Genomic DNA, 13,254 nt, shown 5'->3' with positions numbered 1-13,254 from the left:
TTGGCGAAACCCATGCGGCCATGGCGATGGGTATCGCTTCGCTCCACCCATCCTACGTTCGTGTTTCTCCTGCCATGCCGCTACAAGGCATGGCGCCGGCCTGGTAGCCGGATCGCGGATGGAATCCGCCCCTACGCGCGGCCGGGCGGTCCGGAAACAGGCCCCGCGAAATTTTTTCCGCACAGCCCTATCACTTTCCGATTGTCGTCCGGCAATGAGGCGAACGAGACATATTCACACCCAGGAGTGAATCCCCGATGCCGTCCCCCACCATGGCCTTCCGCCCGCACCTGCTGGCCGCCGCCATCCTTCTCGCCAGCCCGCTGGCTTGCGTCGCAGCCGATGCCATGCGCGACTACCAGATGCCCGCCGCCCCGCTGGCCAGCACCCTCAACCGCATCGCCGCGCAAGCCGGCATCAGCCTGAGCATCGACCCGGCCCTGGCCAACGGCCGCAGCGCCCATGCCGTGCAGGGCCGCTTCGACGGCGTCGGCGCGCTGCGCCAGGCGCTGGAAGGCACCGGCCTGGAGCTGGTGGAGAACGCATCCGGCAGCTACAGCGTGCGCCCGCTGCCCAAGGACACCCTGGCCATGGGCGCCACCACCGTGAGCGCCGTGCAGGAAGACCCGGACGGCCCGGCCGTGGGCTACCTCGCCACCCGCACCCGCGCCGGCACCAAGACCGACAGCTCGATCCTCGAAACGCCCAAGTCGATCTCCGTGGCCACCCGCGAGCAGATGCAGGACCGCAACGTGCAGAACCTCGACGACGCCGTGCGCTACATGCCCGGCGTGATCGCCAGCAGCTACGGCAGCGACACCCGCGCCGAATGGCTGAAGGTGCGCGGCTTCGAGCCCACCCAGTTCCTCGACGGCCTGCCCCTGCCCAAGGGCTCCTACACCATGCCCAAGCTGGAAACCTGGGACCTGGAGCGCGTCGCCCTGCTGCGCGGCCCGGCCTCCTCGCTGTACGGCCAGACCCCGCCCGGCGGCCTGCTGGACATGGTCAGCCGTCGCCCGCAGGAAGAAAGCAGCCATGAAGTGCAGCTGCAGGTCGGCAGCTACGAGCACAAGCAGATTTCCTTCGACAGCACCGGCAAGATCGACGACCAGGGCAAGATGCTCTACCGCGTCAGCGGCGTGGTGCGCGACAGCAACACCCAGGTCGAGCACGTCGACAGCAAGCGCTACAACATCGCGCCCAGCGTGACCTGGAACTTCGACGAAGACACCCGCCTGACCTTCCTCTCGCAGTTCAACCGCGACGATACCGGCATCACCAGCCAGTTCCTGCCGCTGCAGGGCACAAAGCTGTCGACCCCGGCCGGCAAGGTGAAGTACCACGAGAACCTGGGCGACCCGGACTGGGAGTTCTACGACAAAACGTACTACGCCCTGGGTTACGCCTTCGAGCACCGCTTCAACGACGTCTGGCAATTCCGCCAGAACCTGCGCTACACCAAGAGCGACCTGTCGTTCCAGGGCATCACCGCCGGCGGCTGGGCCACCGCGGTGAGCGACGACGGCACCGTGGCGCGCGGCGCCAACGTGGTCAACGAAGACATCAGCCAGTTCGCCATCGACAACAACTTCCAGGCCGACTTCGCCACCGGCCCGGTCAAGCACACCCTGCTGCTGGGCCTCGACCACCAGCGCGCCAACACCAACTACCAGTGGCTGTACGGCAGCGCGCCGAGCAGCAACATCAAGCAGCCGATCTACGGCCAGGATTTCAGCAACGTCAGCTACACCGCGTACAACGACTACAACCAGAAGATGCGCGACACCGGCCTCTACGCCCAGGACCAGATGTCCCTGGACAACTGGCGCCTGACCCTCGGCGGCCGCCATGACTGGGCCCACACCGGCTCGAAGTTCTACAACGCCGGCGGCGCCACCGACACCCGCCGCGACAGCCAGTTCAGCGGCAACGCGGCGCTCAGCTACGTGTTCGACAATGGCCTGGCGCCCTACATCTCCTACGCCGAGTCGTTCCAGACCGAGGCCGGCGGCAACAACGGCATGGCCTTCGAACCGAGCACCGGCAAGCAGTACGAACTGGGCATCAAGTACCAACCGCCCGGCCGCGACCTGCTGCTCAGCGCCGCCGTCTACGACCTGAAGCGGCAGAACATCGTGCTCTCCGACTCCCTGGGCCGCAGCAACCCGGTGGGCGAGGCGCAGGTGCGCGGCCTCGAACTGGAAGCCGTCGGCAACGTCACCGACAACCTCAAGGTGACCGCCGCCTACACCTACTCCAACAGCAAGATGACCAAGGTCGCCGACCCGCTGGACAAGAACCGTCCGCTGCCGCTGACGCCGGAGAACCAGGCCTCGCTGTGGGCCGACTACACCTGGCACGAAGGCCTGCTCGACGGCTTCGGCATCGGCTTCGGCACCCGCTACGTGGGCGAGACCGACAACATCGCCATCGGCAGCATGGCCTACGTGCGCGACAAGTCGGACGGCCATACCGGTTCCTACACCCTGTACGACGCCGCGGTGCGCTATGACCTCGGCCGCCTGGACAACAGCCTGAAAGGGCTGAGCGTGGCGGTGAACGCGAACAACGTCTTCGACAAGGAATACATCTCCACCTGCGACGGCTTCTACTGCTACTACGGCGACCGTCGCAACGTGGTCGCCAGCCTCGACTACAAGTTCTGACCTCCGGCCGCCACGGCGGCCATCCCACACGGCGCGTTCCCCGCGCGCCGTTCGCCTCCCGGCGCGTGGCGCGCTACAGTGCGCCTTCCAACGGCCACGCCCGGGAGCACCCCAATGCCGCAAAGCCCGCGACTCCTGCCCACCCTGCTCGGCCTGCTGCTGAGCTGCGCCGCCCACGCCGCCGACCCGCAGTACTACCCCCTGACCAAGGGCGCCGCGCCCCAGGCCGTGGCCATGCTCGACGATGGCCGGCTGTGGTACGTCGCCGAGGGCAACGGCTCGCTGGGCCGCTTCGACCCGCAAAGCGGGCAGGACGAGCAGGTCAGCCTGGGCAAGGGCTCGGCGCCGCGCGCCGTGCTGGCCGGCCCGGATGGCGAAGCCTGGATCGCCGACAGCGGCCTCAACGCCCTGGTCCGCGTCGACCCGGACCGCCTCGGCAGCGAAGTCGTGCCGCTGCCCAAGGAAGCCGCCGACGCGGGCCTGGACAGCCTGGTGTTCGATGACGACCACGACATCTGGTTCACCGGCGCGAAGGGCTTCTACGGCCGCATCGACCCCGCCACGCGCAAGCTCGAAGTCTGGGCCACGCCCGGCGGCAAGGGCGCCCAGGGCCTGGCGGTAACGCCCGACGGCCAGGTCTGGTACGTCTCCGCCGACGACGACAGCATCAACCGCATCGACCCCCTCGGCCAGGCCGTCACCCGCTTCCCGCTGCCCGAACAGGGCGGCCGGCCGCAGCAACTGGGCGCCGACTCCATCGGCCGGCTGTGGGTGAGCGAGGCCGGCAGCGGACGGCTCGGGCGCTTCGACCCCAGCGACGGCAAGTGGAAGAGCTGGCGCCTGCCGGGCGACCATCCGCAGCCCGGCGCGCTCTACGTCGATGCCATGGACCGCGTGTGGCTCAGCGACCTGGGCGGCGACGCCGTGCTGCGCTTCGACCCGCAGAGCGAGAAATTCACCGCCTACCCCAGCGACCAGGCCGAGGCCCGCGTCAGCCAGCTCAGCGGCCGCCCCGGCGAGGTCTGGGGCGCCGACGCCGGCAGCGACCGCCTGCTGGTCATCCGCGAGTAACCAGGAGATTCCATGAGCCCCACCCTCACCCTGTTCCACGCCCCCGCCTCGCCCTTCGTGCGCAAGGTCATGGTGCTGCTGCACGAGACCGGCCAGCTCGACAAGGTGCGCCTGCAGGCCGCCAACCTCAGCCCGGTGAGCCCGGACAACGGTGTCAACGCCTGCAACCCGGCGGGCAAGATCCCCTGCCTGCGCCTGGCCGACGGCCAGGCCCTGTACGACAGCCGGGTGATAGTCGAATACCTCGACCAGCAGCACGCCAGCGCACCGCTGATCCCCCGCGAAGGCCCGCAGCGCTGGCAGCGCCTGACCCTCGCCGCGCTGGCCGACGCCATCATGGACGCCGCCGTGATCAGCCGCTACGAAACCTTCGTGCGCCCCGAGGAGAAGCGCTGGGACGGCTGGCTGCAAGGCCAGCAGCAGAAGATCGAACGCGCCCTGGCGCACTTCGAGGGCGAGGCCTTCGCAGCGCTGAACGAGCGCTTCGACATAGTCGCCATCGGCCTGGCCTGCGCCCTGGGCTACCTCGACTTCCGCCGCCCCGACTGGGCCTGGCGCGAGCAGTACCCGAAGCTCGCGGCCTGGTACGCCGAGGCCGCCAAACGCCCATCGCTGCAGGCCACGCAGCCGGTCTGACGGAGCAGCGCGGCGTCGACGGCGGATAACGCTGGCGCGTTATTCGCCCTACGAAAAGCCTACGGCAGCCCCTCGTAGGATGGCGTTGAGCGAAGCGATACCCATCACCAGACCGCATGGGTTTCGCAAGCTCAACCCATCCTACGAAGAGCGGGTCCAGCCTTGCTCGCGAACCCTTCCCCGCGCACCCGCAGCACCAGCACCGCGATCTGCCGCGCCAAGCGCCGGCCGGCCTGGCGCTCCTCGCGCAACCCGCGCCAGGCGCTCATCGCCGCGCGCCCCAGTAGTACAGCGGCAGCGCCAGCAGCAGGCCGAGCTGGGCGAAGCCCGCGCACAGTTCCAGGAAGGAACGCACGTGGGGGTTGTTCGCCGCGTCCCGGGCGCCGGTGAGGCCATCCCAGAAATCCGCCGGCGGCAGGTGCAGGGCCAGCCAGGCCAGCGGCTTGCCGCTGGCGGCGAGCCAGGCGATCAGCTCGAAGTGGCCGACGAACATCAGCAGCGGCAGGGCCATCACGCTCAGCAGCAGGCCGCCGGCCAGGCACAGGGAGAAACGCGTCAGCAGGTGCATGGCGGCCTCCTTCAGCCTTCGTGGCTCACTTCGTCCAGGGAGAAGCTCGGCTCGTCCGCACGCCGGCCGACGCCGTACCAGTCCAGCCGGCGGGTCAGCGCCATCACCCCGGCGAGCAGCGCGAACAGCAGCAGCGAGCCCATCAGCAGCGCGTAGTCCTCGGCCCGCAGCAGGCCGTAGAGCATGGCGTAGAGCAGCGCCAGTCCGGCGCCGAAGGCACAGCCGCGCACCACGCTGCGCAGCACCGTGCACAGGTAGAAGCCGATCAGCGCCACGCAGGCGCCGGAGGACGCCAGGTAGGCGCGCTCGAAGCCGACGTGCTCGGCCAGCGACAGCAGCAGCAGGTAGAACAGCGCCAGGGCCAGGCCGACCAGGGCGTACTGCACCGGGTGCAAGGCCAGGCCCTTGAGCACCTCGAAGAGGAAGAAGCCGGAGAAGGTCAGGCCGATGAACAGCAGCGCGTACTTCAGCGCGCGGTCGGCCTTGAGGTACTGGTCCACCGGGTCCACCAGGCTGACGCCGAAGCTGCGCGAGTCGAAGGTGTCGCAACCCTTGCCGGCGAAGCAGTTCTGCAGCGCCTCTTCCATGCTGCTGGCGAAGAAGCTGGTGCGCCAGCGCGCGCTGAAGCCGTCGGCGCCGATGCTGCGTTCCACCGGCAGGAACTCGCCGCCGAAGCTGGGGTGCGGCCAGTCGGCCTTGAGGCTGACCTGGCTGTCGCGGCCCACCGGGGTGATGTCCAGCCGCGAGCTGCCCAGCAGGGCCAGCTCGAAGGCGTAGTCGAAGCGCTGTTCGGCGGCGCTGGCCTCCAGCGGCAGCGCCGCGTGCACGCCCTCGCCCAGGCGCTGCGAGCGGCTGCCGGGGGCGAAGTCCAGGGTGCGGCCGTCGAGGCTCAGCTTGAGGGCGTTCTGGATGCCGCGCACGTCGCTGATGCCCACCGCCAGGAACGGCTGCTCGAAGCGGTAGCTGGCCAGTTCGTCACCCACGCCGTAGTGCGCCGGCACCACGAAGCTGCCGCTGACGCGGCTTTCCAGGTGGAACAGGCGCGCCTCGTAGATGCCGCGGTGGCGCAGTTCGGTGGTCATCTGGCCGTCGACCAGGAAGGTTTCCGGCAGGAAGTACAGGCGCCCGCGCTTCTCCCGCTGCACCTGCACGCGGGTGCCGCTGCGCTCGTCGCGCTCCCACTCCAGCACCTGGCGCACGTAGGGCACCACCAGCAGCGGCCCGCGCAGGCGCTGGGCGTAGGCGGAACTGCGGGCGATGTCCTGCAGCACGCCGTCGCGGTAGGCCTGCCGCTCGCCAACCAGGCCGTCGATCATCAGCAGGGGGACCAGCAGCAGGAGCATGAGCACGGCGATGGCGCCGAGCTTGAGGAGCAGGGGTCGGTTCATGGGGACTCTCCGGGGGGATTGGGGTGGTGGAGAGTCTGGGTCGGTACTGTGGGGGCTTCGTGGTGGGGGGATGGGGAATTTGTGGGGATTGTGTGGGGGCTGGCTTGGTGTGGTGGGTGGCGCCTTTCCCTCTCCCTAACCTCGGCTGCGCGCCCCGCCCTGAAGAGAGAGGGGACCGTTCGGCGTGGTTAGGTATTTTGGAGTTAGTCGGCAACACCGACGGTCTCCGGCTGAAACCATTTCTGCTCTCGGCACGGACAACCCCCTTTCCCCTCAGGGAGAGGGCTGGGGATGAGGAGTTTGCGGGGGCTTGCTTCGGTGTGGTGGGTGGGCGCCTTTCCCTCTCCCTAACCCTCTCCCTGAAGGGAGAGGGGACCGTTCGGCGTGGTTGGGTATTTTGGAGTTAGCCGGCAACACCGAAGGTTTCCGGCTGAACCATTCCTCCTCTCGGCACGGACAAGCCCCCTCTCCCTTCAGGGAGAGGGCTGGGGAGAGGGGCTCTCAGGCTCTTCCCTTGTCAGCCCCCCGGCAACTCCAACCAAGCCTCCACCCCACCCTCGACATTCCCCACGCCCAACCTTCCACCATGCAACCCCGCCACCTCGGCAACGAAGTTCAACCCCAGCCCCGTGCTCTTGCGCCCCGTCCCCGGCCGCGGCAAGGAGTAGAACCGCTCCGTCAGCCGCTCCAGCGCATAGCCCGGAATCACCGGCCCCTCGTTGAACACCCCCAGCCGCCAGTGCCCATCCTCGCGCAGCGCACCGAAGCGAATCACCCCACCAGCCGGCGTGAAATCCAGCGCATTGTCCAGCAGGTTGCCCAGCGCCTGGCGCAGCAGGAAACGCTCCCCCGTCACCACCGCCTCCGCCGGCACCGCGTTCTCCACCCGCAAACCTTCCAGCCGCGCCAGGTTGGCCTGCAACAGCTCCGCCACCAGCTCACGCAGCGACACCGGTTCGCTGTCCTCCAGCCCCTGGCGCTGCTCCACCTGGGCCAGGTTCAGCAGGCGTTCCACCAGTTGCTGCAAACGCTGGCTCTCGCCGGCAATGTTGTCGACGAAGCGCCTGCGCTGCTCCGCCGGCATCTCGCCTTCCAACAGTTCGGCGGCGCCGCGGATGGCCGCCAGCGGGCTCTTCAGCTCGTGGGTCAGGGTATGCACGTAGCGCTCGACGTAGGCCTTGCCCTCCAACTGCACGCGCATGCGCTCCACCGCCTCGGCCAGTTGCGCCATTTCACCACCGCGGTAGCGCGGCAGTTCGGCGCGGCGGCCCTCGCTGACCGCCTGGGCGTAGCGGGTAAGCTTGCGCAGGGCGCCGCTCAGCCACCAGGAGAGCAGCCCGCCAACCAGCAGGCCGAGCACGATCAGGCCGCCGCCGAGCCAGGCCAGGCGCCGTTGCGAACGCTCGATGTAGGGCTGCAGGGTGCGGTTGGGCTTGGAGACGGAGACCACGCCGATGATCTTCTCGCCATCCTTGATCGGCGCCGCCACGTACATCACCGAGGAGTCCGGGTCGTCCGCCGATTCGCGGCTGGAGCGCGCGCCGTACTTGCCCTGCAAGGTCAGGTAGACGTCGTTCCAGCGCGAGTAGTCCTGGCCCACCGCCTCGCCCGCCGAATCCAGCAGGACGATGCCGCGGGCGTCGGTGACGTAGATGCGGTGGTTCACCGCGTTCTTGCGCACGCCCCAGATGTCCGCCTGCGGGCTGCGCGCGCCGTAGGCCTTGAGCGACTCGGGCAGGCTGCTCCGGGCGAGGGTGCCGTTCTTCAGGTCCTCGCGCAGGATCTCGGCCAGCAGGTTGGCGGTGTCCACCAGGGTTTCCTCGGTGGACTGGCGCACCCCGGGGCGGATCTCCTCCATCACCGTGCTCAGCACGAAGTAGCCGGTCAGCCCGACGAACAGGAAGTACGCCAGGAAGATCCGCACGCCCAGCGGCATCAGGCCTGCTCCGCCGCGTAGCTGTAGCCCAGGCCGCGGTGCGTCTGGATCGGCTCGGCGTCCGCGGCCACCTGGCGCAGCTTGGCGCGCAGGCTCTTGATGTGGCTGTCGATGTTGCGCTCGTAGCCGGCCTGGGCCGCCACGCCCAGGGCCTGCAGCAGCAGCTCGCGGCTGAACACCCGGCCCGGGCGCGCCAGCAGCGCCTGGAGCAGGCGGAATTCGTGGAGGGTGAGGCTCAGCGCCTGGCCGCGGTAGTGGATCAGGCAGCGCTCCTCGTCCACCCGGAAGGGCCCGGCCGGGGCCGCCTCGGTGCTGGCGCGGGGCGGCCCGCGACGCAGGATGGCCTTGACCCGCGCAGCCAGTTCGCGCGGGCTGAAGGGCTTGACCACGTAGTCGTCGGCGCCGATCTCCAGGCCCACCACGCGGTCGATCTCGGCATCGCGGGCGGTGAGGAAGATCACCGGCACCTCGGAGAAGCGGCGCAGCTGGCGGCAGGCCTCGAAGCCGCTGATGTCGGGCAGGCCGACGTCGAGGACGACCAGGTCGAAGGCCTCCTCGCGCAGGCGCTGCAGGGCCTCGCCGGCCAGGCTCAGCCAGGTGGTGGCGAAGCCTTCGGCCTGCAGGGCATAGAGCAGGGTGTCGGCGATGGCGGCTTCGTCTTCGACGATGAGAATGTGCGGCATGGCTTCCGTGCGTGGTCTGGCGGGCCTTCCATCAAGCCGCAAGGCCCGCGCCCCGTCAATCGGCTTCGCGGCTGCCCGAGCAGTTGGGCTTGCCGGCGGCGAAGCGCTCGCTTGCGTCCACCGCCACGTGGAACTTGCGCAAGCCCTTGGCGCCCATCAGGAAGGGGTAGTTGAAGTGGCTGCGGTCGACCAGGTTGACCTCGATCACCTGCTGGTCGCCGCCCAGGCACACCGGCAGCAGGATCACCGGGCGCTCGCTGAGGGCCACCGGGTTCTCCTCCTCGTCGTCTTCCTCGCGGCCGTCGGCGCGGTTCTTGATCTTGGAGATGCGCGCCAGCTTGTGCTCGTACTGCGAGTCGCCGCCGTCCTTGGTGGCCAGGCGGAAGCGCACCCACTGGTCGCCGTCGCGCTGGAACAGCTGGATGTCCTTGGCCGACAGCGACGAGGTGTAGGCGCCGGTGTCCATCTTGGCCTGCAGCGTCTGATCCAGCTCGGGCAGGCCGACCCATTCGTAGCGCCCGTAGAGCTTGGGCTCGGCGGCGAGGGCCAGGCCGGGCAGGACGAGCAGCGAAAGCAGGGCGAGAACGGGTTTCACGGGAATCTCCAGGGCAGTTCGGGATGCATGGCGCATAGGACTACCATGCCGGCCCGGGGTTCGCCAGCGGCCGCTGTCAGGCGTCGAACAGCGAGCCGCGGCGGCGGTCCAGGCCGCTCCACAGCGTTTCCAGGTTGCGGAAGCCCCACTGCGCCGGCGACTCGCGGCCGACGATGCGCTCGCGGCCCTTGAGCTTGGCCAGGTCGAGCACCTGCTGGGGAATCGCCGCGCGCGTGCGGATCGAATAGAACACCTTGAGCACCGGGGTGAGCAACGCCTCGGGATGCTGCTCCAGCACCACCGCCAGGCGCTCGCTCTCCAGGCGCACCAGCGAGCCCACCGGGTAGATGCCCAGGCATTTGACGAAGGCGCGGAACACCTGCTCGTCCAGGTGCGTGCCGCACCACTGGCCCATGCGCCGGATCGACTCGGCGGGGTCCCAGCCGGCCTTGTAGGGGCGGTCGGAGGTGATGGCGTCGTAGATGTCGCAGACCGCGCCCATGCGCGCGAACAGGCTGATCTGCTCGCCGGCCAGGCGGTGCGGGTAGCCGCTGCCGTCGAGCTTCTCGTGGTGGTGCAAGCACACGTCCAGCACCAGGGCGCCGACCTGGCGGCCCTGGAGGAGGATGTCCAGGCCGCGCTGCGGGTGCTCGCGGACCCGGGCGAACTCCTGCTCGTCCAGGCGCCCCGGCTTGTTCAGCAGTTCCATGGGCACGTGCATCTTGCCGATGTCGTGCAGCAGCCCGGCCGCGCCCGCCTCGCGCACCAGCGCCTCGTCCAGGCCGAGCTGGCGCGCCAGGGCGATCATCAGCGCGCACACCGCCACCGAGTGCAGGTAGGTGTATTCGTCGGCGTTCTTCAGCCGCACCAGGCTGATCAGCGCATTGGGATGGCGCTGCACCGAGGCGGCGATTTCCTCCACCAGCTCCTGGGCGTGCTCGCCGTTCACCGCCTTGCCCATGCGCGCGTCCTGGAACATCGCCATGACCGCGCGCTTGGACTGTACGCACAACCGGTGCGCAGTGCGCAGTTCGTCTTCCATGGCGCGCCAGGGCTTCTCCGGCGCCTCCTCGGGCGAGGCCGGCGGCGGTGCGGCGGACTCGCCGGGGGCCAGCGCTGGGCGGGGCGCGAGGCCCTTGGCCGGGTCGATCAGCACTTCGTGCACGCCGCTCTCGCGCAGGCGCTTGAGGTCCTCGGGGTCTTCCAGCAAAAAGCGCCGGCGCCAGAACGGGTGCTCCATCCAGGAGCCGCACAGCTCGTGGACGTACATACCGAGGGTCACGTCCTTGACCGGCAGGCGCACATAGAAGGAGTCAGGCATGGCAGGCAATCATCGGGTCGGTTCTTCTGAGCATAGTGCGCCGGCGCACGTCGCGGGAGGGGGTGGCTTGGGCTGGCCGCGCCGCCTGCGTATCATGGCCGCGCCAACCGGAACAAGGAATCGCACCGCCATGTGGGCCACGCTGACCGGAATCGTCACCAGCCTCCTGTTGCTGCTCAACACCCTGATCCTGATCGGCCCGATGCTGCTGATCGCCCTGCTCAAGCTGGTGCTGCCGGGCAAGGCGCTGAAGGACGCCTGCTCCAACGGGGTGATGTGGATCGCCGAGACCTGGGCGGAGATCGACAAGGCCATCTTCGCCCTGATGACGCCCACCGTCTGGGACATCCGCGGCGGCGACCAGCTGCGCCGCGACACTTCCTACCTGGTGGTGAGCAACCACCAGTCCTGGGTCGACATCCCGGCCCTGGTCCAGGCCTTCAACCGCAAGACGCCCTACTTCAAGTTCTTCCTGAAGAAGGAGCTGATCTGGGTGCCCTTCCTCGGCCTGGCCTTCTGGGCCCTGGACTACCCCTTCATGAAGCGCTACTCCAAGGCCTTCCTGGAGAAGAACCCGCAGCTCAAGGGCAAGGACCTGGAGATCACCCGGGCCGCCTGCGAGAAGTTCAAGGGCATGCCGGTGACGGTGGTGAACTACCTGGAAGGCACCCGCTTCACCCCGGCCAAGCAGGCCCAGCAGCAGTCGCCCTACCAGAACCTGCTCAAGCCCAAGGCCGGCGGCGTGGCCTTCGTGCTGGCCGCCCTGGGCGAGCAGCTGGACGCCATGCTCGACGTCACCGTGGTCTACCCCAAGGGCCCCAAGCCGGGCTTCTGGGACCTGCTCAGCGGCAGGGTGCCGCGGGTGATCGTCGACATCCGCACCCACGGCATCGACCCCGCGCTATGGCAGGGCGACTACGAGAACGACGCGGAATTCCGCCAGTACGTGCAGGCCTGGGTGTCGCGCCTGTGGGAAGAGAAGGACGCGCGCATCGACGCGCTGCGCGCCGAGTTCTGAGCTAGATCGCCTTGCCGGCCACCGTGGTGGCTGGCGTGGAAGGTAGCGGGGCGCTTTCCCAGAGCTTGCCTAGGGTGCCCAGCAACTGGCTGTTCAGGCCCTGCTTGACCAGGTAGTCGAGCATCACGCCGGCGAACCGGTCGACCATGCCTTCGCTCATGCCCAGCACATTGAACACCTGGTCGACGTCCTGCAGGTTCTGGATGCCGCCGAGCAACTGCCCGGCGCCGCCCAGCAGAGCGCCGATGCCGCCGCCGAGGTTGCCCGAGGACAGCTGGTCCAGCCCCGGCAGGCTCTTCTGCAACTGCGTGCCTTGGCTGTCGTCGAGGCGGTTCATGGCCAGGCCGATCAAGGCGCCGGCGCCACCGATGGCCTGTTCGTCGCTGATGTTCAGGCGCTGGCCGAGGGTCTCCACCAGGCCGTTGGCGGCCGTGGCTGCGGCACCGGACTCGGCGCTGGGGATTTCCTCGAAGGTCTCGGCGGCGGCCGGGAAGGCCACCAGCCAGGCGCAGGCGGCGAGGATGGGAAGGGCTCGGGCGATCATCGGAGGCTCCGCGGCAGGCAGGTCCCGCCTCGGCATGGGCGGTCAACGGATTCGACTGATGGCCATGCCCTTCGTTCCGAACGCTCCGTCAGGTTTAACCGTAGGATGGCGTTGAGCGAAGCGATACCCAGCAGGCGCCGGCCTCGCCGTCGGAATCGCGGACAAGGTCCGCTCCTACAATGGAACGCCATGCCTCTCGGTGGACTGTAGGAGCGGGCCCTGCCCGCGATTCGCGCGCAGGGCGCGCTCCTACAGGGATATACCCAGCGTCAGCCGCCCACGCCCCACAGGCTACCCAGGCTGCCCAGCAGGTTGCTGCTCACGCCCTGCTTGCCGAAGTAATCCAGCAGCACGCTGGCGAACTTGCCGGTCATGCCCTGGTCCATGCCCAGGGTGCTGAAGGCGCTGTTCACGTCGCCCATGCTGTCTACGTTGCCCAGCAGGCCCTTGGCGCCGGTGCCGCCGAGGTTGCCCAGGCTGCCGCCGAGGCCGCCCAGGGCGTTGGCGCCGCTGAGCTTGTCCAGGCCCGGCACGGCCTTCACCAACTGGGTGTAGTCGGTGCCGCTGAGTTTGTTCTTGGCCAGGCCGAGCAGCGCGCCGGTGCCGCCGATGGCTTGCTCGTCGCTGACGCCCAGCTGCCCGGTGAGGGCGCCGAGCAGGCCGCTGGTCTGCGGGGTGGAGGCCACCTGGGCCGGGTTGCCGCCCTCGGCCACGCCGGACACCGCCTTGGCGGCGTCCCCCAGGTTGAAGGCGAAGGCGGAACTGGCGGCGAGCAGCGCCGCGGCGGCGCAGGTGACACGGAATCTGACGGTCATCGACATCTCCTGA

Annotated in this window: 12 protein-coding genes; 4 read left to right on the top strand and 8 right to left on the bottom strand. The window is 69.0% G+C overall.

Annotation, left to right across the window (positions count from 1 at the left end; translation table 11 throughout):
• Positions 1-257 precede the first annotated feature (257 nt).
• The 3 genes from PcP3B5_RS03050 to PcP3B5_RS03040 all read left to right on the top strand — a co-directional run bounded on the left by PcP3B5_RS03050 (position 258) and on the right by PcP3B5_RS03040 (position 4,373).
• On the top strand, positions 258-2,666 hold the full coding sequence (locus tag PcP3B5_RS03050) for a TonB-dependent siderophore receptor (protein WP_061560545.1): 2,409 nt from the start codon (positions 258-260) through the stop codon (positions 2,664-2,666).
• 114 nt (positions 2,667-2,780) lie between these two features.
• A complete protein-coding gene (locus PcP3B5_RS03045) occupies positions 2,781-3,737 on the top strand; it encodes a Vgb family protein (RefSeq protein WP_061560544.1) in 957 nt (318 codons plus the stop codon).
• Positions 3,738-3,749: 12 nt separating this feature from the next.
• Complete coding sequence (locus PcP3B5_RS03040) at positions 3,750-4,373, top strand: glutathione S-transferase (protein ID WP_061560543.1); 624 nt, start codon at positions 3,750-3,752, stop codon at positions 4,371-4,373.
• A gap of 265 nt (positions 4,374-4,638) precedes the next feature.
• Here PcP3B5_RS03040 and PcP3B5_RS03035 read toward each other — a convergent pair whose 3' ends face one another.
• From PcP3B5_RS03035 to PcP3B5_RS03010, 6 genes are all read right to left on the bottom strand, one after another.
• Positions 4,639-4,941: a hypothetical protein gene (locus PcP3B5_RS03035; RefSeq protein WP_043269384.1), complete on the bottom strand. Its 303-nt coding sequence runs from the start codon at positions 4,939-4,941 to the stop codon at positions 4,639-4,641.
• An 11-nt stretch (positions 4,942-4,952) separates the two neighbouring features.
• Positions 4,953-6,329 (bottom strand): cell envelope integrity protein CreD, encoded by a 1,377-nt coding sequence (gene creD, locus PcP3B5_RS03030; protein ID WP_043269386.1) that lies wholly within the window; start codon positions 6,327-6,329, stop codon positions 4,953-4,955.
• Positions 6,330-6,846: 517 nt separating this feature from the next.
• Positions 6,847-8,265, bottom strand: coding sequence for a two-component system sensor histidine kinase CreC (gene creC, locus PcP3B5_RS03025; protein ID WP_061560542.1), 1,419 nt, complete (start codon positions 8,263-8,265; stop codon positions 6,847-6,849).
• A complete protein-coding gene (creB, locus tag PcP3B5_RS03020; protein WP_043269390.1) occupies positions 8,265-8,948 on the bottom strand; it encodes a two-component system response regulator CreB in 684 nt (227 codons plus the stop codon). Before creB ends, creC begins: the two co-directional genes overlap by 1 nt.
• A gap of 55 nt (positions 8,949-9,003) precedes the next feature.
• Complete coding sequence (rloA2, locus tag PcP3B5_RS03015) at positions 9,004-9,543, bottom strand: retropepsin-like aspartic peptidase RloA2 (RefSeq protein WP_061560541.1); 540 nt, start codon at positions 9,541-9,543, stop codon at positions 9,004-9,006.
• Positions 9,544-9,619: 76 nt separating this feature from the next.
• Positions 9,620-10,864: an HD-GYP domain-containing protein gene (locus tag PcP3B5_RS03010; RefSeq protein WP_043269394.1), complete on the bottom strand. Its 1,245-nt coding sequence runs from the start codon at positions 10,862-10,864 to the stop codon at positions 9,620-9,622.
• 130 nt (positions 10,865-10,994) lie between these two features.
• Between PcP3B5_RS03010 and PcP3B5_RS03005 the strand changes: the two genes are divergently transcribed.
• Positions 10,995-11,882: an acyltransferase gene (locus PcP3B5_RS03005; protein ID WP_043269396.1), complete on the top strand. Its 888-nt coding sequence runs from the start codon at positions 10,995-10,997 to the stop codon at positions 11,880-11,882.
• Position 11,883: 1 nt separating this feature from the next.
• Here PcP3B5_RS03005 and PcP3B5_RS03000 read toward each other — a convergent pair whose 3' ends face one another.
• Together PcP3B5_RS03000 and PcP3B5_RS02995 are read right to left on the bottom strand one after the other, a co-directional pair.
• Positions 11,884-12,426 carry a DUF2780 domain-containing protein gene (locus PcP3B5_RS03000; RefSeq protein ID WP_043269398.1) on the bottom strand — a complete coding sequence of 181 codons (543 nt, stop codon included), beginning with the start codon at positions 12,424-12,426 and terminating at the stop codon, positions 11,884-11,886.
• Between the two features lie 269 nt (positions 12,427-12,695).
• A complete protein-coding gene (locus PcP3B5_RS02995; protein WP_081884608.1) occupies positions 12,696-13,241 on the bottom strand; it encodes a DUF2780 domain-containing protein in 546 nt (181 codons plus the stop codon).
• Between the last annotated feature and the right edge of the window lie 13 nt (positions 13,242-13,254).

Origin of the sequence: Pseudomonas citronellolis, from assembly GCF_001586155.1 — a bacterium.
Taxonomy (GTDB): Bacteria; Pseudomonadota; Gammaproteobacteria; order Pseudomonadales; family Pseudomonadaceae; genus Pseudomonas; species Pseudomonas citronellolis.
The sequence above is the reverse complement of the archived record's forward strand: the minus strand, read 5'-3'. Positions and strand labels throughout refer to the sequence as shown.